The following is a 20,208-nucleotide window of genomic DNA, read 5'->3' on the forward strand; positions in this document are numbered from 1 at the left end:
AGCTCATCTGGCAGAAGATCAAGCTTTAAAGTACGAAGTGCAGCCTTTCCTTCCCAGTCTTTAAATGCGGTAAAAAACTCAGGAAAATAACGGTCTAGCCAATTGTGTACCTTGCCTTGCACAGACCGGAGGTCCGTTGATAGTAGTTCGCGTATTTTCATGGCCCCTCGGAGTTCCGCATAAACACCTTCAGGGATAATTGGTTCAGCGTAGCGACCATCTTTGACCAGTTGTGCTATGACTTTGGCATCTTTTACGTCATTCTTGGTTGGTGAATTATCGTCTAATTCTTTACTTTTCTTCGTGTGTAACGGATTGACCACAACACACTTGATATTTAATTCTTTTAAGTAATGTGCAAGGTTAAGCCAGTAATGCCCTGTCGGCTCCATACCAACGATAACCTTGTTCATTTGATTAGCAGCTTGAAGTTGATTGATCCAACCTATTAAGCCATCAAACCCTGATTGCGTATTTTCAAAAGTAATAGATTTTCCTAGATCCATTCCTCTGAAGTCCTGTGCTCTTGCGACGTGGTTAAACTTCGCAATATCAACACCTACGATTAGAGTTTCAGCTGTGATTTGAGCTATTTTGTTATTTTGGTTATAATTCATTAGTGAGTCCTCCTTGGTTATCAATTAAGGGTCCTTTTGCGCGCAAAGCTTTGGACACCTCGTATCATACCAAGAGGGCTCTTTTTCTATCAAACTCCAAATTCTTTAATTACAGGAATGCTCCCCGTTTAAAACAACATATTGCCCGTTAAAACTTACGTAGGTATCTATCCCAAGCTCTTTCCTTAAATCAGCAAACATAAAAGGAGCGCGCCCTGTTGCAATAGCGACAATATGGCCCATTTCCTTCAGCTTAAAAACAGATTCCTTCGTTGATGCAGGAAGCTCTTTTTCATGATTTAGAAGCGTCCCGTCAATATCAAAAAATATTACTTTTTGTTCCATCGTTTCAGTCACATCCCTGGAGTTCAATTATTATCAAGCTTGAATATTTTATGCACAAGCTTTGTTACTCTTACTTTAAGGTATGAAAGGGCTTCCATGTCAACCGTCAGACCTTTTGATTTATTTGCCAAAAAATATTGCTATCTTTTTCAGTATTCCTTACAAGCATTATTACTATTTGCGTTTTCAGCCAAGTTTCGGCGGCCTGCTTACAAATTCTTTAAATTTGAAAGGGAAAAAAGCTGCCTGTATTCTTTCCCAGGCAGCCATTAACTATTAATAATTTCAATTATTTTTTGCCTCGCAGCATTTGCTTCTGGTATGGGCATTATGACAAATACATGATTCATCCGGGGAAAAACAAAGGTGTCGATAGGCAATCCTTGTTTTGTCAGCTTCTCATCAAATTTTACAGCATCGGGATATAATATATCATGTGTGCCAATAAAATGGGATATCTTACCGAAGCCTTCTGCATTTCCATATATAGGGCTCATTAAGGGATCGTGCAGTTCCTTGTCCCCTGCCCATGCGCTGGTTATGACATCCATTCCACCGGATGCGATCATTGGATCTTTTTCTTCATACAATGGTATCAGGTGATTATCAAAATGCATATCAACACATGCAGCCAGTAATATAATATCTATTGGCTGGGGCAGATCATGTTCTTTAAATAGATGAGCCAGTCCAAGGCAGATATTTCCCCCTGCCGAATCCCCCATAAGCGTTAATTGCTCAGGGGTGTCAACCGTTTCAAGTATTTCTTTATATAAATTGAGAAGTTTAGGATAAGTATGTTTGTAGTTGAAGTTCGGTGTTTTAGGATATACAGGAGCAATTATTTTAGCATTAGTTTCCTGTACGAGTTTGTTCATAAATATCCAGTGGTAACGTTCCGGCTGGCTCGTCCATCCCCCGCCGTGCAGATAGATTATCACTTTTTGTTTTGGTGACTTCCGGTCGTTTAATTTGAAAACTTGCATTCCCTCAACTTGGCGCTCGCTAATGTCAGAAGAAAAATTAACTTTATCTATTATATAAGGTATCGTATTTTCAGTGCCCTGTTGTGTTAAAAATTGATGTGCGTTTTCCGGAGTTGAATACGCCTTTTTTGTCCCCCGTAAAGGAAGTAAGTATTTCTCTATAATATAGCTATTGAGAGAACGTTTTCTTCTGTATATATGAACGCTCATACTTATCCCCCCTCCTGGTGTTAAAACGGCACTTACTTATCTGATACTCATCATTATAAACCGTTAAACATTTACAAAAAAGAGAAAAGCTTACAATGACTCTTTCTATTTTCCCAACATAATGACACATCCAAATGCCAAACCGGGTGACAGTTCAAAATATATAATGGGAGACCACAGACCAGGCGGCGGAGGTGGATAATACTTTTAAAAAAGACCCCTGGTTTCCCAAGACTAAACCAGAGGCCTTCCCGCAAAAATATTAAGCAGAAATATCACGTTTCCTGAAACCAATTAAACCCAGGGCCATTAGTGCTGCAGCTACAACACATAACAGAAACAATGGAAGGAATGCTGCTTCTTCTACCGGAACCTGTGCCACATGCCCGAATGGGGAGATTTTAGCGGTCCATTCCGGGAATTGCATTAAGTTACCCAGATAAACAACAAAGAATGAATAAAGCACATACGCCCAGACAAAAGGTGTAAGCTTTGGAAGGACTCCCGCCAGGAACACCGCCAGCCCTACCATTACAAGTGTTGCTGGTAAATAAGCCAAGGCTGCCCCGTAAATCATACTGAAGCTGAGACCTTCTTCCATTACCGCATCGGCAGCAGACCACAGGCCTATAGCTGTAAGAGAAATCATTATAAAGGCATTAAGAACTGCAAGAAGCAGATATCCTCCCATTAGCTGTGTGCGTGAAACGGCCCGCCCCAGCAAATGATCGAGCCTCTCCTTCTTCTCTTCACCGCGCAATTTATTCATAGCGATAACCGGCGGAACGGTTGCCATGATCGACATAACGATTAAAAGCATGGGAATAAACTGCTCCGTTAATGTGAGTCCCTCTACTGGCTGAAGCATCTGCTGTAGCATTTCGTTCCCTTCAAAGAACGACTCCATATCCCCCATCACCGAGCCATAAGATGCCCCTAATACGAACATTCCGATTGCCCAGAAGAACGCGCCCGTTCGCTGCAGCCTCCACGCTAAACCGAGAGGACCTTGTAAAAATGAGGAAGCAGTACTCCGACCTGGTTTTGAAGGTAAAAAGCCGCTTTCCAGATCGCGAATGGATTGCAGGTAATTTGCAAGGATAAACAAAATAGCCGCTGCAACAACCATTAAGAAAATCGGTCCCCAGTTATTGTTCGTATACGCCTCTGTTTTTGTCACCCAGCCTAAAGGAGACAGCCAGGACAGGGATTCATTGCTGATATCTGTAACCGCGCGGAACAAATAAGAAAAAAGGAGTACCCCAATGGACAAACCGATCGTGCCCCTGGAGCTTTCGGAAAGCTGAGCGAAAACTGCGGCTACTCCAGCGAAAACTAAAGCTGTTCCTCCCAAGCCTGCACCATACAGTAATGATCCTGCGAGATCCATCGTTTCAATTCCAAGAGCATAAAGCCCAAAACCATTAATCAAAGCTAAAACCACACTTGTTCCGGTTATGACAACCAGAGCTGCATTTAAATAGGAAAGACGTCCTGCCGGCAGCGAGCGGATCAATTCGATACGTCCGTCTTCTTCATCCCCCCTCGTATGGCGGCTTACGAGCAGTATACTCATTAATCCGGCAACGAGAGCTGTCATTAACAGCATTTGATGAGTAGTCATCGCTCCTGTCGTGTAATTTTCCAAATTCCCAGGTCCAACCATAGCAGTCATCGCCGGGTTTGCCATCGTTTCTGCCATAGCGTCTCTTTCCTGCTGGTTTTCATACAACCCTTCAAAAGCGGCCGGAACAATTAGTGTGAAAAAAGTAATTCCGATGAGCCAGAGGCTAACTTTAACTCGGTCCAGACGAAGGATGAACCGGGAAAGCTGTCCTGTTTTAGTCAGATGCTTCAGAGCCATCAGTTTCCACCTCCAGCTCCTGGAGTTGCTTCGTTATCCCCGCTCTCGTAATGGCGCATAAATAAATCCTCTAAAGTTGGCGGAGCGCTCTCCAGCTTTAAAACGCCAAACTGGCTGACATGCCGGAGCACATTATCAAGCTCCTCGGTGTCCACCTGGAATGAGAGCCCTTGTTCCTTCACTTCCACATCATGGACACCCTTCAGTTCCGCAAGATTTTTCACCGGTTTCTTTGTTTCGATGAGAAGCTGTGTTCGGGTTAAGTGACGGAGTTCAGCAAGTGTTCCTGTTTCGATTATGGTACCTTTTCGGATAATCGCAACTTTATCGCATAACTTCTCTACCTCTGAAAGGATATGGCTTGATAAAAGCACACTTTTCCCCTGCTTTTTCAGGTCTTTAACACACTCCTGAAATATATTTTCCATGAGTGGATCCAGCCCGGAAGTGGGCTCGTCGAGAATATATAAATCTGCATCTGATGAGAAAGCTGCGATCAGAGCAACCTTCTGCCGGTTACCTTTGGAATAAGTACGGCATTTCTTTTTAGGGTCGAGGCTGAATTTTTCAATAAGCTCATCTCTTCTGCTTTTGTGGTTAGTCCCCCGGAGTTTTACGAACAGATCAATGACTTCTCCACCTGTTAAATTAGGCCAGAGGTTCACATCACCTGGGACGTAGGCAACCCGCTTATGGATTTCCACTGCATCGTCCCACGCGTCTTTGCCGAAAATTTGCACTTCCCCGTCTGTCGCCTTTAATATGCCGAGGAGCACTTTAATAGTTGTGGACTTACCAGCACCGTTAGGTCCGATAAAGCCCATAATTTCTCCTTCATTTACTTCCAGATTAACACCATCTAATGCTTTAAAATCCCCAAATTTCTTCGTTAAGTTAGTGACCTTTAACATACTCACCGGTTATTCCCCCTCTATTTTGTAAAAGCAGCTCTTCAGGATTTCTGCGTATCTGTCCCACTCCTCCAGTTGCCCAACGCCTGCCTCACTGTAAGATATAAGCTTCTCTTTTTCCTTTTCTGCATAACCTAACATTGTCCAGTTGATGATATTTACGGACTTTTCTATATCAATGCCTTCCCGGAATTTTGACCAGTCGATATTTTTATATATTTTTTCAAAACCTTGTGCCAGCACCTGCTTTTGTTTTTCTACAAACTCAGGCTTCACTTCAGGCGAGTCATCTGCAGCAGCCGACTTCAGGAAATCAAAGATCTGGGGATACGTAGTCATCACCTGAAGCTTCGTCCTCCCGATCTGCCCGATTCTGTTAAAAATATCTGTTTCTTTAAAATTTATATCCGTATAAATATTATTTTCAATAACCTTAAGCGTGTGATCCAGAAGGTATAAATACAGATCCTTTTTATTATTAAAATAATGGAACAGGGACCCCTTCGAAATGCCTGCCTCTTTCACGATTTCATTAGTCGATGCCTTGTCATAACCGGATTTTACAAACTCCTTGATCGCAGCGTTAATAATACGTTCCTGTTTCTCCTGTATCAGACTTTCAAATTTAAAGTAAATAGGTGTCACTCCTTCCCTGAAGTCAATCGATTGGTTTATTGACTATATTGGTCATTTTTAATATAGCAGTTATTGACTAGTCTGGTCAATATATTATTTGAACATTTTGTGATGTTTAATGTTGAAGGTGAAAGTTGAATTAGTTTGGTTTTGGCAGTATAGGTTGGGGAGCGGTTATCCAGGTTGGTTCGTTATTTTCGCAGATTAAACGGGGGTTTTCGCTGATTGGACTGTGATCGAGCAACTAACTTACCCCTCCTCCCCTCCCTGGAACAGAATAAAAACAGATCCGCCTTGTTGCTGATCTGTTCCGGTTATTCAAGTTATCCGTTTATCTCTATCCCGCTTTGCTTTGATTACTCTTTTCGATATGTTTAACTTTAATGAAAATCCATTTAAGGAAAATGCCTATCAAAATATAGATCGGAAAAGAGTAAATATATTTCCATTGGTAAATCACATAGATCCCAAGCCAGACTGTGATTGGTTCAAGAATAAAAGCAAACACCGCTGCACTGATTATTAAAGCGGTTAAATATCCCTTCCACGTCTGGAAATATTGATAAACGATCATGTAAATAATCGGCATGTGAAATTTATGGATTTCAAGAATTGGTGAGATTATCGGAAAAACACTGTCTGGATATGACCATAACACCATGTTGCTCCCAATAGTATCCAGAATAAAGGCAATCGTTCCAATAAGCAGCCCAAACGCTGATATTTCCAAAATTCTTTTTTTATCCAGGAGATAAACCCATATTGCAAAAAAGAGGATAGTGGTTACGAGAAGAAACCACCAGTTAAATGTAAATAACGATTCAGAAAGCCAGTATTCCAGTTCCTTATCCCTCGCATCTCTGCGTAAATCGATGATTTCATTCCATTCTGGAGCAACAGAGCTAATATTCAGTTTCATTATAACTGCGGCAAATAAACCCATTTAAATACTCCTTTTTGACCTTCGAGGTATAATAACCTCTTAAAATTATTAACAAATAAGCCAAAAAGTATAAGTCAACAGCCTTGTATACTTAAATTTACAAAATCTCCTCTATTTTTAACACTAGTATTAAAGACAATGGTTGAAATTTTGTCTGATAATGGTACATGCCCTTTCATCCGCTTTGCAGCAGCATACAATACAAGCAAAGCGAGGAAAGGAAGGTGAAAAATATTGTCGGATAAATTAAGAGAACGTTTAAGGGAATTACTGCATAAGGACTTACTCGAAAATATCACTGACCGCATCCGGGGAGGGCATCTTGTAACTATCGTAGGGCGGGATGGAAGAGTCCGGACTACGACGGACCATCAGGTTACTCTCGCTCCGGGTGAAATAGCAGTAGTATTCTGTCTGCCAATACTTGGTGCTCCCACAAGGAGATTAAGAGATGTGGATTTAAGAAGAAATCAGTTTGCAAGAATACGGTGCGGATTGTCTACGCTTGATATCTTTTGCAGCAGAGTTACAGGAGGAACACCTGCTCAGAGACGTACACTCCGGCCGGGAGAATTCGTCGTCATTACTTGTGACCGTTAAGCCGGGATAAGCGTTTTTCTGCTCCTGCCCGCGTTAAAAGGAACCAGAGACAAGTGCTCTTTGGTTCTTTTTTTATGCAGCATTAATGACGAAACCATTTATGCATAAACATCGTATATTTATTATGAACAATACATTTCATGATTTGAGGTGAAAATATGGGAAACATAGTTATCGCCATTGTTAATCTGTTTTGCGGACTTTTATATATTGGCCTGGCAATACCTTTATATAAAGAAAAAGTAGAAATGAATTATTTGTACGGTGTGCGATTCCCAAAATCTTATAAATCCGATGAAAACTGGTACAAAATTAATAAATACGGCGCAAAAAGGATGATTTTCTGGAGTATCCCCCTTATCGGGATTGGACTCGTTCTGCTTTTCCTTCCACCACTCAGTGAACAAGCGCTGGCCATACTCTCCTTCGCTCCTTTAATTGTTTTAATTCCGGCATTCCAAAGTTATTTATATTCAAGGAAACAATAAGTGAAAATGAGAGGATCTAATACTAGACAGTCCTGTTAACTAATCAACAAATTAGAAGAAGGGGCGGTTAATTCGCACCTTCTTTTATTTGGCTCATTAATAGATAAGCCGATTTTACGAACACGTTCTATTACGTGCTAGTTCTGCCGCAATACATATGGCTGTGGGGTGTTTCTCCATCGACAGAAGTCATACCATTTTGTTCCTTCTGTTTTCCGATTCTTATCATTAAGAAAGGAAGCAAGAGAACTGTCCTCTTGCTTCCCTTTGCTTCTTGTTTAAAAAATTATAGATTTATGCCTTCGGGATAAGTGACACTTTCTAGCTCAGCGCCTGCGAGCTCGAGGTCACTTCAGGCCTTTTCTAAGCCAAAGAGCGGCTTCTGTCAAAGTCCTTCCAGTGCTTGGACCTGCGATTACTCGGGCCAGGTAAAGAGTGCTCCTGCGGTTACTCGTCAGTGTCGCTCGTGACCAAGGCGCTTTCGCTTTTGTTACTATACCGGCCACTTTTCTAACGTATAAGCCATCTCCCAGAACATATACTCATAGCGGCTGCTTGTTATAAATATAGCTTCCATACGTTTCTTTTCTTCGTCTGATGCTTTTTCAGCATATTCATCAAGACGGTCAATCTGTTCTTTTACAAGAGTTTCAAACCACTCGTCTCCGTAGGTATCGATCCACTTCTGATAGATCGGATGGCCAGGGTTAGCCCCTTTATATCTTTCGCCAATCTCCCAGTACAGCCAGTAGCAAGGAAGGATTGCAGCAATGACATCCCCTAATGAACCCTTATATGAAACAGAAAACAAATGATTTGTGTACGCAACAGCTGTTGGCGCAGGCTCGTCAGCCATGTGTCCTTCTGCGTTTTTCTCCAAGCCTAATTCCTTTGAAAAGCCCTCATGAAGCATATGCTCCGCGTCAAAAGTGGACTTGGCATGGTGGGCCATTTGAGAAGCTGTATGAAAATCCAACGCTTTCGCCGCTCCAATGGATTGTACTTGAGAGAACTTTGAAAGATAGTATGAATCCTGTTTTACATAATAAGAAAAACACTCGATTGGCAAAGTACCATCAGCTACTCCTCTTACAAAAGGATGCTCAAAACTAGCATTCCAAATGGAATCCGCCTTTTCTCTCAATTGATCTGAAAATTTCATAACCGATCATCCTTTCTATATATTCTTACGAGGTGATGGATCTGGTCCACGTCTCGTTTACTAATCTTGATATAAAGCCATCATTAGCTCCTCTTTTAACTTTAAATATTCAGGGGAAACAGCCATGTCCTTTTTTCTTGGACGGGGCAAGGTAACCTCCAATTCTAAAAGAACCGTTGCAGGGCGAGGCGAGAGCACATAAATACGATCAGATAAAAAAATCGCTTCATCAATGCTGTGTGTGATAAATAATACGGTTCTTTGCATCTGGCTCCACACCTGCAGCAGCCAGTCGTGCATCTTCTCCCTTGTTAAAGCATCAAGAGCTCCAAACGGTTCGTCTAACAGCATGAGTTCTTTATTGTGTAAAAAGGTTCGCAGTAACGCAGCCCGCTGCTTCATACCTCCGGATAACACAGTCGGATAATAATCCTCATACCCATCTAAGCCAAACAACGGAAAAAGTGAAAGTGCTTCTTCCTTTATTTTGTCCGTGTGCTGCTTTGTAATGGAAGGGCCAAGGAGAACATTTTCAAGCACCGTTCTCCAAGGAAATAATAAGTCCTTCTGCATCATGTAACTGCTATGGCCACGTTTCCCTGTTATATCTTTTCCAACATGGTAAATAGTTCCTGAGTCGGGGATCTCCAGTCCTGCAATAAAATTAAATAACGTGCTTTTGCCGCAGCCACTCGGTCCTATTAATGAAACAAACTCCCTTTTTTTCAGAAAGAGATTCATATCCTTCATGACAGGGTCCCCGCTGAAGGAATGATGTATATTTCGAATTTCTAATTCCATATTAGCTCCTGTTTCCTTTGAGACTTACTTAGTTCTGTTTTCAGTGCTCACTGCAAAAACTCATTTGTCATTGATTCATCCGTATTCACTTCTGCTTCAATGAGGCCGGCATCAAGCATCCATTCTGAAAAGTTATCCCAAACTTCCTCGTCCTGGATTCCCCAGTTTTCTCTGTCTCCCTTATATCGGGGACTCAGCCATTCCTGTGAAGCACGTACTAGTTCTTCATTTGTTTCGGGAGAGGCAGCAATTAATATTTCTGCAGCTTCCTCTGGGTGTTCTATAGCATATTCATACCCTTTAGAAACCGCCGCCATAAATTTTTCCGCAAGCTCAGGGTTTTCTTCAAGCAGGGTCTCGTTACTAATAATTACTGGACTATAATAGCTTAATACCGGATCGATATCCTTCAGGAAGATCATATTTATGTCTTCGTTACGAACTTCTGCTTCGATCCCTGTCCAGCCGTAAAAAATCCACTGAAAATCAATATCTCGCTGTGTATTCGTGAAAAAGTCAGCAGACCCTACAATGATATTATCTACGGTTTCAGGCTCTACATCGTGTTTATTTAAAACATAGTTAAGAATCGCTTCTTCTTCTGCGCCTCCCCAGCCGCCATATGTTTTACCTTCAAAATCCTCTGGTGATGTAATATCTTTTTCAGCCGGAGATGCAAAACCAGAAGTATGCTCCTGAATAACAGCGGCAAGAGAAACAACCGGAATCTCCTCTGATCTGGCAATTGTTACAGCTGTCTGGGAGGCAATTCCAAAATCAGCGCTTCCTGCTGCAACTACTTGCAGCGCCCCTTCCATTGCAGGCTCAACGATTGTTAACTCAAGGCCTTCATCTGCAAAATATCCTTTCTCCTGTGCAATATAAAGGCCGGTATGATTTGTATTTGGCACCCAGTCCAATATAATCGATGCTTCCATTAACTCTTCTGAAGACGCTGTTATTTCCTCTTCCTTCTCATTTGTTTCCGATTCAATCGAATTGGTTTCCTCTGCTTCACCAGGGTCTTCCTCCTGATTACAAGCCGCCGTCATAAATAACGTACACGTTACCAGAAAAATACTTAGTTTTTTTACCATTGTGTCTCTCCCCAATTACTATTTTTTTGTCTTATGTTTCCAGGGCATCACAATTCTGCCGATTAAAATTACTACTAAAAACATTAAACAGCTAAGAAGTGAAATTAACATAATTACTACAAAAACCTGATCTGTAGCGAAGGAACTTTGTGCTTTAATTAAGTAAATACCTAAACCTTTACTCGCCCCAACCCATTCCGAAATGACTGCTGACAACACACTGTATGTAGCTGCGATCCTTAATCCTGTGAACAAATAAGGCAGAGAACTGGGGAACCTTACTTTCTTAAATACCTGCCAGCTGGTACCACCCATGGAGTGGACAAGCCGGATCATATCACGGTCACTGGACTGCAGTCCCTCTGTCACACTTACAACAACCGGGAAGAAAGTAACCAATGCCACCACAAGCACCTTAGGCAGGATTCCGTAACCAAACCAAATGATTAACAATGGTGCGATCGCAATGATTGGAATGGTTTGTGAAAATAAAAGGATCGGATAAAAACTTTTCCTCAGGAGCGGGGAGAAATCTAATATAAAGGCTATTATCAGTGCTGCTGCTATTCCAAGCAAAAACCCCAGCACAGCCTCTGTGGCAGTTATCCATATATGTGCAGGGAGGAGATGCAGCGAATCACGAAAAGTCTGAACTATTAAACTCGGAGCCGGTAAAATCCATTTTTCTATATTCCACCATCTGACGGCTCCTTCCCAGACTAACAGGAATATCATAATAGCGGTTAAAGCAGGTACAGCTGAATATCTATACTTACGAAAACTGTTCATAATACCCCCTTTCACATAAAAAAATCCGCATACCAAAAGGGCATGCAGATTTACATTACACATGTAATTCTAATAACATCCCTCCGCTGGAATTACCCAGATCAGGTTCGAGGGTCGATATCTTCATCAGGATATCCTCTCAGCCAGCCTCATAGCTCCCCTATATAGTATTCATAATATTCTTTTTTTACCTTATCACAGTTACTTCGATTCCACAAGCTGCTCTATGCAGATTCGAATGAAGCAGTACATAACTGTCCGGCAGCCTAAACCTTTTGCTTCCCAATATGCTCTCGTTTTCTATTAATCCTTCTCTTTTACTCCTCCGGAAAGGAAGCTGTACTTTATTTTATCCTGAAAAATTAATTCTTTATCTACATATACTTTACAGTTTACACTTAGAATACCGCCCAGTTTTACTTTAACAACCCGGGACTGAGCTCCCTCTTCAAGCTTTCCTGTCAGTGTATGGGAAACTACAAACCAGGAATACCAAGTGGTTCTGCTTTTCTCGCAAATGAGCTTCCCATCAATGTACAGTTCCTCCTGATTGTACTTATTAACGACGGTTATATCATGATTATTGTACTTCAGGTCCCACGTTTTTCCAAAGTCAGCCTGGAGCGCCTGCAATTCACCCTCAAAAGTACTTTTGGACCCATTTTCTCCTTGCTCGTTTGCATTTTTCTTTGACCGGAATAAACTGAAAATCCATTCAAAGAGAAAAATAAGGACAAACAGGCTTAGCAGCATCATGAAGAAATTATCAAAGACAGTACCTCTCGTAATATGGCCATAATTATAACCAATTAGGAAAAAAACTAGAACATAAAAAATAAACTTAAACATCACTTTGCCCCCTTATTACCTCACTAATCAATAACGTCTTTTTTTATATATGATAAATTATCCCTTAATAAACGACATCATTCTATTAATAATATCATGAATTCACAAATTACTAAGATAAATTAACAGTATTCAACTAAAATGATTTTTTGTTATCATTATTTTTGTCCTTTATCGGGTGTAATTTGTATAGCAATATACGTTAAAACAACTAAAATACCGCCCAGTAAACCTGCAATAATGCCATTAGGGTCTATGAGAGCTAATACATATCCACCTGCCATTCCCACCAGGATTAAACTTAATAAAAATGCCAGTAACAATATTCTTCACCTCTTGGCCACTTAATTAACTTCCAGACTCCCTCTATATGTACAGATTAAAATCTATTACTCATTTGTTAAACATTCAGGTCATTCCTTTTTCCTAGTTTAACATATATTGCCAAAACCACCATGGTTAATTTCTATACATTTAATAGCTTTTAAAAAAATACCTGCCAAGATCATTAATAATTTGGCAGGCAGTTAAAATGAGATAACAGATTCTTTTGCGCAAGCTAATTTGCTCTTTTCAGGAATTAATACCCGATTCTTGCTGCTCCGATAATTACGAGCAGGACAAACAGCACAAGGACGAGAGCAAATCCAGCTGCAAAGCCTCCGTGAGTTCCGCTCATGTTAGCACCTCCTTTACCATAGGTAATATATCTTATTCAAAGCTTGGACAAAGGTATGGATGCTAACCTACCAAAGAGCAAATTAGTGAATATATTGATAGGTTTATCAATTAAGTAAGACTAATCCAGGAATAGCCCTCGGAATTTTTACTGAAGCACAGAAAAAAAGACAGGTGTACAGGCACCTGCCGTTTATAACTATCAGCTCGCTTTTGTTTCCATATATGCATCAATGATCATTTTAACTGTAGCTTCATCTAAATTCAGATGTTCTACTGATGTTCCCTCAATGAGGCGTTTCGTGTTGTCGTCCTTAAATGAGATAGAGTTAGAAATATAAACCTTAAAAACGCCAACCATTTCATTCATCTGCTTTTCGTCATCCCTTAGAAGATGACTTCCCTCAGGTTCAATCGCTGCCAGAGTTGGAAAAGCCAATGCTTCCCTGAACATATCGACTAATTGATGATTCGATGGAGGGTTGGGATTAGTAATATTATAGATTTTATTTTTCTCTGCTCTTTCAGGTGCCAGAGCTAGAATATCACAAACATAATCTACCGGAACAAAATTCGACGTAGCATCCTTCCTGGAAATAACCCGGTAAGGCTTGTTGTTCTCCTGCTTTCTTGTAACCCGCCGTTTAAATACATCAAGGGCTCTCATAAATCCGTACAGAGCAAACTGGGAATCAGCTTCCCCAGTTGCGGAATCTCCCACAATGATTGCCGGGCGGAAAATTGAGACATCTAACCGGTCATTATAAGACATAGCAAGATGCTCTGATTTAATTTTGCTTTCTTCGTAAGGATTATTCGTCTCACTGTCGTAAGGATAAAGCTCTTCAGTTCCCACCTTATTAGTGCCTGCTGTATAAGCAGTGCTCACATAAAAAAGCTTCTTTGCCTCCAGGTTTACTGCTAAATCGGCAACATGTTTCGTACCATTATAATTTGCAGCAAACAGATCGTCTCTTAAATTTAAATCGAATTTCACTAGCGCTGCCAAATGGTATACTGCATCAACATTTTTCCGAAGCTTTCCCAGCTCGTTATCTGAAATCCCGCAGTTTGGAAAAGCAATATCCCCTTTAATCAGCTGAATACGCTGCTGCTCCTCTTTTTTAAGAGATGCTGCGAGTTTACGGGCTTTATCTATATTACGTACAAGTAAAAACAGCTTGTTATCCTCATCTGCAAGAAGGTTTCTGATTAATTTTCCACCAAGAAAACCAGTGGAACCAGTTAGAAATATATTCATATATGTTCACTCCTGTTGTTATAACAAAGGGATTTGGCAAAAAACTGCCATGTACTTCTTTCTTTTATAAACAACTTATATCATTTTTCTCATACTAAACAACTCGTATAAGGCTTTTTAACTAGCCGGCGATTTTTTTCTTCTCAGACTCGCTAATCTGCTTGTCTAAAAATTTCACCATCGCTTCATTTGTACCTTTACTGTTTTCTAGCACACATACATGCCCTGTGTTATCAAGGATTTCAATTTCCGTCATCTTATCAGCACGTGCATCCTGAATGGCAGCATCGAGAAACATATGGTCCTCTGCGCCGATAATGTACTGCTTAGGAATGGATTGTTTAATTTTTTTTGTTGTTAAAAATGGTGTCTCCGGCCGTTTTATTAAGTGGACCCAGCTCATAAATTCTTTTCTGCCGAGTTTTGTGGCCTCTCGTATAAAATAGTACCTTGATTTTGCATGATTCTTCTTAGGCATTAAAATGTTAGCGAATATTTTATAGAACACCATATACGGTGCGAGGTTTCTCAATTTATAGCTGACCTTTATGAGGAAACGGGACCACCTCTTCCAGCCGAGAACCGGTCCTAACAAAACTACCGATTTTATCCGTTCCGGCGCAAGCCCGATCACTCCATTTGCTACAATCGTTCCCAGTGAGAAAGCAACAATGTGCACTTTTGGAAGATGTAGCTTGTCCAGCACCTCAATTACTTTCTCTGCAACTTCCATTGCATGGTATTTATTCATATCCAGACCTTCGGAGCTTCCATGCCCAGGTAAATCAATTAACACTATATTAAAACGGCTGGATAATTCAGCCATTTGCTTATGAAAAACATTACAATCGCCGCCAAACCCATGTAACAGCACAGCCCAGTCAGCGCTTTCATTTAATAGAATTTTTTTAAAACCTAGCATTCTTCACCCCGAATAGATTATATTTTTCACATTCCGTGTTTTTAACATAAAACGACAAAATGAACACTAGGTCATTATATCATGTTCTACCGGAAAAATGAGTAATTATTAAGAAAAAATCTAGTTTTTCACTAGGTTTATACTGGATAGAAGGAAATTCAGGAGGAGCTAGAAAATTATGTAATTTATAATAGTGAAGAGCCGCTGGTTAACAGCAGCTCTCATGAGTTAGTGCTATATCTTATTTTCTATCAGGGTCAACTGCTTTCGGTCAGGAACTTACTACTAATAGCGCAACACCCGTCAAAGCAAAAACAAAACCAGCAATCTGAGTTTTGTTCAACCGCTCATTAATGATCACTCTCGCACAAATAACAGTAAACAGCGGAGAAAGTGCTCCAGCAAGCGCGACAATGGACATAAGGCCAATATTAACGCCAAGGACATAAGTAATTGTGGCGAATGTCTGCAAAAATCCATTAGCAAGAATATACCCCCACGCGTTTTTGCTGACGCGGTAAATATCAGCCCTCCGGTAAAATAATATTGCTGCGACGGGTAAAAACGAACCAGTCATGGCAAAGGAAACTGTCCACATACTTTCCCTCGCGCCAGGTATGTGAAGGAAAACAAAGAATAGCCCAATCAAAATACCAGCCAAAGCGGCTTGCGCCAGTACTGCCGTATTGCTCTTTACAGGTGTTTGGCTGCCTGCTTCCTTTTTGGTTATGAACGTGATCGCAAATACAATTAATACAACCGCAAATAATGCGCCGGCCCCAGGGCGTTCACCAATGAGAAGTCCAGTAAAAACCGGAATAATCGCCGATAAAATACCAGTTAATGACGAAACAACTCCCATTTTCCCAAGTGAGAGGGATCTGAAATAAAGCATAAAACCTATACCGAGTGACACACCGGCAAGTAAGCCCCATATAACCGCAGAGAACGTTAATGAGTGGCCGCTTATTATAGCGGTCGGGACCATGATCAATGCCCCAAACACTTGCGCGTATAAAACGACGATCAATGTGGGAACCCGTTTTGTCACCTGTCCGGCAATGAAGTCCCCTACTCCAAGTGCCATTGCTGTAATTAATCCTAATAATAAAGCCATGTATATCACCTGCTGTCTTTCTGTTTATATATTGAATGATTTAGTGTTTTTTATATTTTTACCCATAATATAATTTTGGCAGCTGGTTGGACCCATTCTCGAAATGGAGAGTTATATTCTCGAAAATGACGTTTTTATTCTCGAAATCGGCATTTTTATTCTCGAGCGTAGATTTCATTCTCGAAAACGGCGGTCTTATTCTCGAAATGGAAGGTCCTATTCTCGAAATCGGGACTTATATCCGCGAAATGGAGAAAATCTTTTTCCCCAACTAGTTTAAAATAAAAAAGCCCGGGAGATACTTTTCAGTAATCTCCCGGGCTTTTGTCCCTCCGTGGCATAGCATAGCTATGAGTTTTCTCTCGGACCAGACTAATTTTAAAAAATTACGGAACCCTAGAAAACATTTAACTATTAAACTTTTTCTATTAAATCACAACTGAATATATTCGTCAACTCATAGGGAATCCATCTGATAACTATTCTTTCATACCAAGGCTTTCTTTCGCCATATCTTCATATTCTTTTAACCCGGAAGTCGCTGCGAGCTCAGCAATATCAATAGGGTATGTTGCTTTCCTCTCAATGATATGCTCTTTCATGAGGGGCCAGGTGACACCGCCTGCGTCTTTATAGGACGCAATGATGCGTTCTAACGCCTGCTCGCCGAAGATCATATATGGACCGACAAAATCCTTGGAAACATCAGTAACTGCCGCTTCTGTCCAATCGATTAGCCCTGTCACTTCCGCCCTGTCATTAATCAGCGTGTGGCCGGCATGGATATCCCCATGCATAAGCCCTGTATGGTTCGGCCACATTTTATCATCCTGCAGCCAAGCCTGCCACCTCGCCTCTAATTCTTCGTTGACGCCATATTTCTCTTTGACCCAGCTTACTCGTTTTTTCATTTCTGCTCGTACACCCTCTGCATCAAGCACCTTTAAGCCCTGGATGTCCGAAGCTTCAGGAGAGATCTGATGCAGTTCGGCCATTACTTTACCAAGGGAATCAAAGTGAGTATCCGGGACGTTATTAATATCGAATTCCCATACATAGTTTTGGATTTCAGGGTCAATCGTTCCTGCCGGGGTGCCTGACAATTGCTTATAAGCAATTAAGTCATCGGTGAATACTGTCCATACAGGCACCTCGAAAGAAACGGAGCGGCTAACGAAATCCAGTACTTTCTTTTCCACATCCGTTTTTACCATGGAATCTTTTCTTCTCGGCAATCTTAATATCCATCGCATACCGTCCCGATCAACTGCATGGACTACCTGAAAGTCCACGCCGGACTCATTAATTTTCATCGATTCAGTTTCCATATAGATACCATTTATTTCAGCTATCTCTTTAATTTCTTCCACTTTTTTATTCATAATTAAACACCATGCTTTCTTTTTTGAAATTAAAAAAATCACAGGACGCCTGCCTGTGACTGGGAGTAAACGATAGATAGTCTTGTAACTATGCATTTGCCTCACTGAATTTTTGTATGAAAAAATCCACAAAAAAGAAAGGCAGAACGATCCGCCTTTCTTCATATCCGTAACTCAGTGTTAAATGAAGATTATTAAAAAAGGACAGACTGATCCCGTTTACTCTGCATGCACGAGCAGAGCCTTCGAACGTATGAAATTAATTGTTCAAAGTACGGAACCGAATTCTGGATGGTAGCATTTTTAATAATCCTCCTTCTGAGTATCTCTAAATAAATCGTCTATATATTTTATCTTGAATTTGTCACCGGGTCAATGTCATCTATCCATCTTTTTTCCCGCTTAAAGATCATTAATAAGAATATAAGAAGCCTTTATCGGGCCGTGGACACCAACTACAAGATTAAGTTCAATATCGGCTGAATTACTAGGTCCTGTAATAAAATTAATACATGAAGGAACCCGCCCTGTTTCCTGCTGCATTTCCCGCATCTTCTGGGCTGCCTGGGTAATCCTCGGGACAAGCGAGCTTTTTGGCACAAGGGCTATATAGGTTGCCGGCAAAAAGCTGACCATCCGCCCCTTGTCTTTATCGCTGAACAGTACCGTCGTGCCTGACTCAGCCAGAGTGATCTCACTTATTGTTATCGCCGCGTTTGCAGACTCAGCTTTGATGATGCTTTCCTCTCCATTTTCAAAATCCCACTCACGGACCTCAATATTATTTTTGGGCCACTCTTTTTTAAAAAGTGACTCCAGCCCCCACTGGGCATAGCGATCGTCTTTCCATGTAATTACCGGCCCGCCACCGTAAGAAGAAACAATCTGTTCCAAAACTTCTGGCAAATCTTTTTTCTCTGTTTCATAGAAATCAGTATGGATATTGGCGCATTGTTTTTTTAACACGTCAACAAGTTCATCCTGGGAAGCGTTTTTCAGCACTTCATCCTGAGGCCGGTATTTCCAGTCTGGTCTTTCAACCGGTGATGAAATACGCTCCCGGCCAAGACGGCTTGCAATTTTATTTAAGAACTTATCTTGATTCTGAATCGTCCCTGCCATGAGCATTCTCCTCCTTTTTACGGTTTTTAAACCAGTCTCTGAACCTTTCTTTATTAGGCGCTGGAAACTCACGTATATCCGTCCAGGCTTTCATTGGGCCCGGTCCCTTGGATATGCTTTCTCCATTTGTATATGGATTTAACGCAGTTGGTGCAAATTTCGTCCCGAACTTATAAAGCATTGGCGAAGCTGCTCCGATGCCAAATGATTTCATGAGAAGCTTCTCGGAAATCGGGGCTTTCCCCTCTTTTTCCACGATCACTTCCCGGTGTTTGTGCAGCAAATCATGCAGCGGAATTTTTACTGGGCAGACCTCTGTACAGGCACCGCAAAGGGTGGAAGCATAGGGAAGTTCTTTGTACTCATCATAGCCTCCGAGCAGCGGAGATAACACAGCACCAATCGGTCCTGAATAAATCGATCCGTAGGAATGGCCGCCAATATGACGGTATACCGGGCATACGTTTATACAGGCGGCACACCGAATGCACTGCAGAATCGACTGGAATTCTCCACCGAGTATGTCTGAGCGGCCATTATCAACAATAACGAGGTGAAACTCCTCAGGGCCATCAGCATCCTGAGCTTCCCTTGGTCCTGTCAGAACAGAAATATAGCTCGTTAATTTCTGGCCCACGGCACTGCGGGTTAACAGGCTTACGAGAACTTCCATTTCTTCAAATGTAGGGACGATCCGTTCCATTCCCATCACAGTTATTTGCGTTTTTGGCAGAGCGGTAACTAAATCAGCGTTTCCTTCATTTGTTACAAGACTAATAGAACCTGATTCTGCAACTGCAAAATTACAGCCTGTAATGCCGATATCCGCTGTCATATATTCCTCACGAAGCATTTCCCGGGCATGGAGTGCTAATTCTTCCGGTTTGGATGTTTTTTTATAACCTAATTTTTCTTTAAAAACATCTCGAATCTGTTCTTTGTTTTTATGGAGTGCGGGGACAACAATATGTGACGGCGGGTCATGATCATCCACCTGGAGGATGTATTCTCCAAGGTCCGTTTCAATGACCTTGCACCCTTCCTCTTCCAGCACAGCATTTAAGCCGATTTCTTCTGTGACCATCGACTTAGCCTTAACTATTTTCTTAGCCTGTTTCTTTTGAGCGATACCTCGAATATACTCATTTGCCTCTTCTTTTGTCTCGGCAAAAAAAACATGGCCGCCCAGCTCCGCCACATTTTTACTCAACTGCTCTAAATAATAATCAAGATGCTCCAGCACGTGCTGTCGGATTTCCTCTCCATGGGAACGCCAGTCCTCCCAGTTGCCAAGCTCTTCCGCAGCGTTGCTCCTTCTAACGCCCATACTGTCCTGAGCACCTGAAACAGCACCGCGCATAAAAGCATCGTCGATTCCCTGACCGACACGTTCATTAAATTCATTGCTGCCGATTTTCATTGCCATTT

21 protein-coding genes, 1 pseudogene and 2 riboswitches are annotated in these 20,208 nt (G+C 41.4%); of the genes and pseudogenes, 2 read left to right on the top strand and 20 right to left on the bottom strand.

Going from position 1 to position 20,208, the window contains the following annotated elements:
• The 7 genes and pseudogenes from BK582_RS16735 to BK582_RS16765 all read right to left on the bottom strand — a co-directional run.
• On the bottom strand, positions 1-617 hold a 617-nt coding region (locus tag BK582_RS16735), incomplete at its 3' end, for an IS110 family transposase (protein ID WP_139368335.1).
• A 120-nt stretch (positions 618-737) separates the two neighbouring features.
• Positions 738-962 (bottom strand): annotated as a pseudogene (locus BK582_RS16740) (HAD hydrolase family protein); the annotation flags it as partial.
• Positions 963-1,231: 269 nt separating this feature from the next.
• The gene (locus BK582_RS16745) at positions 1,232-2,158 is read right to left on the bottom strand and encodes an alpha/beta hydrolase fold domain-containing protein (protein WP_078596137.1); all 927 of its coding nucleotides are present in this window, start codon (positions 2,156-2,158) and stop codon (positions 1,232-1,234) included.
• A 262-nt stretch (positions 2,159-2,420) separates the two neighbouring features.
• Entirely contained in the window at positions 2,421-4,022 is a 1,602-nt protein-coding gene (locus BK582_RS16750; RefSeq protein ID WP_078596138.1) for an ABC transporter permease, read from the bottom strand.
• The gene (locus tag BK582_RS16755; protein ID WP_078596139.1) at positions 4,022-4,939 is read right to left on the bottom strand and encodes an ABC transporter ATP-binding protein; all 918 of its coding nucleotides are present in this window, start codon (positions 4,937-4,939) and stop codon (positions 4,022-4,024) included. Before BK582_RS16755 ends, BK582_RS16750 begins: the two co-directional genes overlap by 1 nt.
• Before the next feature lie 3 nt (positions 4,940-4,942).
• Positions 4,943-5,578, bottom strand: coding sequence for a TetR/AcrR family transcriptional regulator (locus tag BK582_RS16760; protein ID WP_244895412.1), 636 nt, complete (start codon positions 5,576-5,578; stop codon positions 4,943-4,945).
• A gap of 328 nt (positions 5,579-5,906) precedes the next feature.
• Positions 5,907-6,512, bottom strand: coding sequence for a CBO0543 family protein (locus tag BK582_RS16765; RefSeq protein WP_078596140.1), 606 nt, complete (start codon positions 6,510-6,512; stop codon positions 5,907-5,909).
• A 234-nt stretch (positions 6,513-6,746) separates the two neighbouring features.
• On the opposite strand from BK582_RS16765, the gene BK582_RS16770 reads away from it, so the two are divergent.
• Together BK582_RS16770 and BK582_RS16775 are read left to right on the top strand one after the other, a co-directional pair.
• Positions 6,747-7,112 (top strand): hypothetical protein, encoded by a 366-nt coding sequence (locus tag BK582_RS16770; protein WP_078596141.1) that lies wholly within the window; start codon positions 6,747-6,749, stop codon positions 7,110-7,112.
• A gap of 158 nt (positions 7,113-7,270) precedes the next feature.
• Positions 7,271-7,600 carry an SdpI family protein gene (locus BK582_RS16775; RefSeq protein ID WP_078596142.1) on the top strand — a complete coding sequence of 110 codons (330 nt, stop codon included), beginning with the start codon at positions 7,271-7,273 and terminating at the stop codon, positions 7,598-7,600.
• Positions 7,601-8,093: 493 nt separating this feature from the next.
• Here BK582_RS16775 and tenA read toward each other — a convergent pair whose 3' ends face one another.
• The 13 genes from tenA to BK582_RS16840 form a co-directional block, all read right to left on the bottom strand.
• Positions 8,094-8,762 carry a thiaminase II gene (tenA, locus tag BK582_RS16780; protein WP_078596143.1) on the bottom strand — a complete coding sequence of 223 codons (669 nt, stop codon included), beginning with the start codon at positions 8,760-8,762 and terminating at the stop codon, positions 8,094-8,096.
• Between the two features lie 60 nt (positions 8,763-8,822).
• Positions 8,823-9,563, bottom strand: coding sequence for an ABC transporter ATP-binding protein (locus BK582_RS16785; RefSeq protein WP_078596144.1), 741 nt, complete (start codon positions 9,561-9,563; stop codon positions 8,823-8,825).
• A gap of 47 nt (positions 9,564-9,610) precedes the next feature.
• Positions 9,611-10,660, bottom strand: a complete 1,050-nt coding sequence (locus BK582_RS16790) for an ABC transporter substrate-binding protein (protein WP_078596145.1) — start codon at positions 10,658-10,660, stop codon at positions 9,611-9,613.
• An 18-nt stretch (positions 10,661-10,678) separates the two neighbouring features.
• Positions 10,679-11,449 carry an ABC transporter permease gene (locus BK582_RS16795; protein WP_078596146.1) on the bottom strand — a complete coding sequence of 257 codons (771 nt, stop codon included), beginning with the start codon at positions 11,447-11,449 and terminating at the stop codon, positions 10,679-10,681.
• A gap of 61 nt (positions 11,450-11,510) precedes the next feature.
• Positions 11,511-11,621: riboswitch (TPP riboswitch) on the bottom strand.
• Positions 11,622-11,752: 131 nt separating this feature from the next.
• A complete protein-coding gene (locus BK582_RS16800) occupies positions 11,753-12,298 on the bottom strand; it encodes a hypothetical protein (protein WP_078596147.1) in 546 nt (181 codons plus the stop codon).
• A 158-nt stretch (positions 12,299-12,456) separates the two neighbouring features.
• Positions 12,457-12,621 (bottom strand): hypothetical protein, encoded by a 165-nt coding sequence (locus BK582_RS27155; RefSeq protein WP_169911079.1) that lies wholly within the window; start codon positions 12,619-12,621, stop codon positions 12,457-12,459.
• Between the two features lie 257 nt (positions 12,622-12,878).
• Positions 12,879-12,977, bottom strand: coding sequence for a YjcZ family sporulation protein (locus BK582_RS16805; protein WP_078596148.1), 99 nt, complete (start codon positions 12,975-12,977; stop codon positions 12,879-12,881).
• Between the two features lie 201 nt (positions 12,978-13,178).
• Positions 13,179-14,237, bottom strand: coding sequence for an SDR family oxidoreductase (locus tag BK582_RS16810; RefSeq protein WP_078596149.1), 1,059 nt, complete (start codon positions 14,235-14,237; stop codon positions 13,179-13,181).
• Positions 14,238-14,358: 121 nt separating this feature from the next.
• Positions 14,359-15,159: an alpha/beta fold hydrolase gene (locus tag BK582_RS16815; RefSeq protein ID WP_078596150.1), complete on the bottom strand. Its 801-nt coding sequence runs from the start codon at positions 15,157-15,159 to the stop codon at positions 14,359-14,361.
• Between the two features lie 271 nt (positions 15,160-15,430).
• Positions 15,431-16,276 (bottom strand): DMT family transporter, encoded by an 846-nt coding sequence (locus BK582_RS16820; RefSeq protein ID WP_078596151.1) that lies wholly within the window; start codon positions 16,274-16,276, stop codon positions 15,431-15,433.
• Between the two features lie 311 nt (positions 16,277-16,587).
• Positions 16,588-16,687: riboswitch (guanidine-I (ykkC/yxkD leader) on the bottom strand.
• Positions 16,688-16,755: 68 nt separating this feature from the next.
• A complete protein-coding gene (locus BK582_RS16825) occupies positions 16,756-17,658 on the bottom strand; it encodes a macrolide 2'-phosphotransferase (protein ID WP_078598087.1) in 903 nt (300 codons plus the stop codon).
• A 402-nt stretch (positions 17,659-18,060) separates the two neighbouring features.
• Positions 18,061-18,780 carry a LutC/YkgG family protein gene (locus tag BK582_RS16835; RefSeq protein WP_078596152.1) on the bottom strand — a complete coding sequence of 240 codons (720 nt, stop codon included), beginning with the start codon at positions 18,778-18,780 and terminating at the stop codon, positions 18,061-18,063.
• Positions 18,752-20,206, bottom strand: coding sequence for a LutB/LldF family L-lactate oxidation iron-sulfur protein (locus tag BK582_RS16840; RefSeq protein ID WP_078596153.1), 1,455 nt, complete (start codon positions 20,204-20,206; stop codon positions 18,752-18,754). The genes BK582_RS16835 and BK582_RS16840 overlap by 29 nt, the downstream gene beginning before the upstream one ends.
• Positions 20,207-20,208: the final 2 nt, after the last annotated feature.

The organism is Evansella clarkii (assembly GCF_002019695.1).
Lineage (GTDB): Bacteria > Bacillota > Bacilli > Bacillales > Salisediminibacteriaceae > Evansella > Evansella clarkii.

What these genes read in the sequence shown, in the direction of transcription:
- BK582_RS16745 (WP_078596137.1), bottom strand. Translation starts at nt 2,158, where the DNA reads ATGAGCGTTCATATATACAGAAGAAAACGTTCTCTCAATAGCTATATT.
- BK582_RS16750 (WP_078596138.1), bottom strand. Translation starts at nt 4,022, where the DNA reads ATGGCTCTGAAGCATCTGACTAAAACAGGACAGCTTTCCCGGTTCATC.
- BK582_RS16765 (WP_078596140.1), bottom strand. Translation starts at nt 6,512, where the DNA reads ATGGGTTTATTTGCCGCAGTTATAATGAAACTGAATATTAGCTCTGTT.
- BK582_RS16775 (WP_078596142.1), top strand. Translation starts at nt 7,271, where the DNA reads ATGGGAAACATAGTTATCGCCATTGTTAATCTGTTTTGCGGACTTTTA.
- tenA (WP_078596143.1), bottom strand. Translation starts at nt 8,762, where the DNA reads ATGAAATTTTCAGATCAATTGAGAGAAAAGGCGGATTCCATTTGGAAT.
- BK582_RS16785 (WP_078596144.1), bottom strand. Translation starts at nt 9,563, where the DNA reads ATGGAATTAGAAATTCGAAATATACATCATTCCTTCAGCGGGGACCCT.
- BK582_RS16790 (WP_078596145.1), bottom strand. Translation starts at nt 10,660, where the DNA reads ATGGTAAAAAAACTAAGTATTTTTCTGGTAACGTGTACGTTATTTATG.
- BK582_RS16795 (WP_078596146.1), bottom strand. Translation starts at nt 11,449, where the DNA reads ATGAACAGTTTTCGTAAGTATAGATATTCAGCTGTACCTGCTTTAACC.
- BK582_RS16800 (WP_078596147.1), bottom strand. Translation starts at nt 12,298, where the DNA reads ATGTTTAAGTTTATTTTTTATGTTCTAGTTTTTTTCCTAATTGGTTAT.
- BK582_RS16805 (WP_078596148.1), bottom strand. Translation starts at nt 12,977, where the DNA reads ATGAGCGGAACTCACGGAGGCTTTGCAGCTGGATTTGCTCTCGTCCTT.
- BK582_RS16810 (WP_078596149.1), bottom strand. Translation starts at nt 14,237, where the DNA reads ATGAATATATTTCTAACTGGTTCCACTGGTTTTCTTGGTGGAAAATTA.
- BK582_RS16815 (WP_078596150.1), bottom strand. Translation starts at nt 15,159, where the DNA reads ATGCTAGGTTTTAAAAAAATTCTATTAAATGAAAGCGCTGACTGGGCT.
- BK582_RS16820 (WP_078596151.1), bottom strand. Translation starts at nt 16,276, where the DNA reads ATGGCTTTATTATTAGGATTAATTACAGCAATGGCACTTGGAGTAGGG.
- BK582_RS16825 (WP_078598087.1), bottom strand. Translation starts at nt 17,658, where the DNA reads ATGAATAAAAAAGTGGAAGAAATTAAAGAGATAGCTGAAATAAATGGT.
- BK582_RS16835 (WP_078596152.1), bottom strand. Translation starts at nt 18,780, where the DNA reads ATGGCAGGGACGATTCAGAATCAAGATAAGTTCTTAAATAAAATTGCA.
- BK582_RS16840 (WP_078596153.1), bottom strand. Translation starts at nt 20,206, where the DNA reads ATGGCAATGAAAATCGGCAGCAATGAATTTAATGAACGTGTCGGTCAG.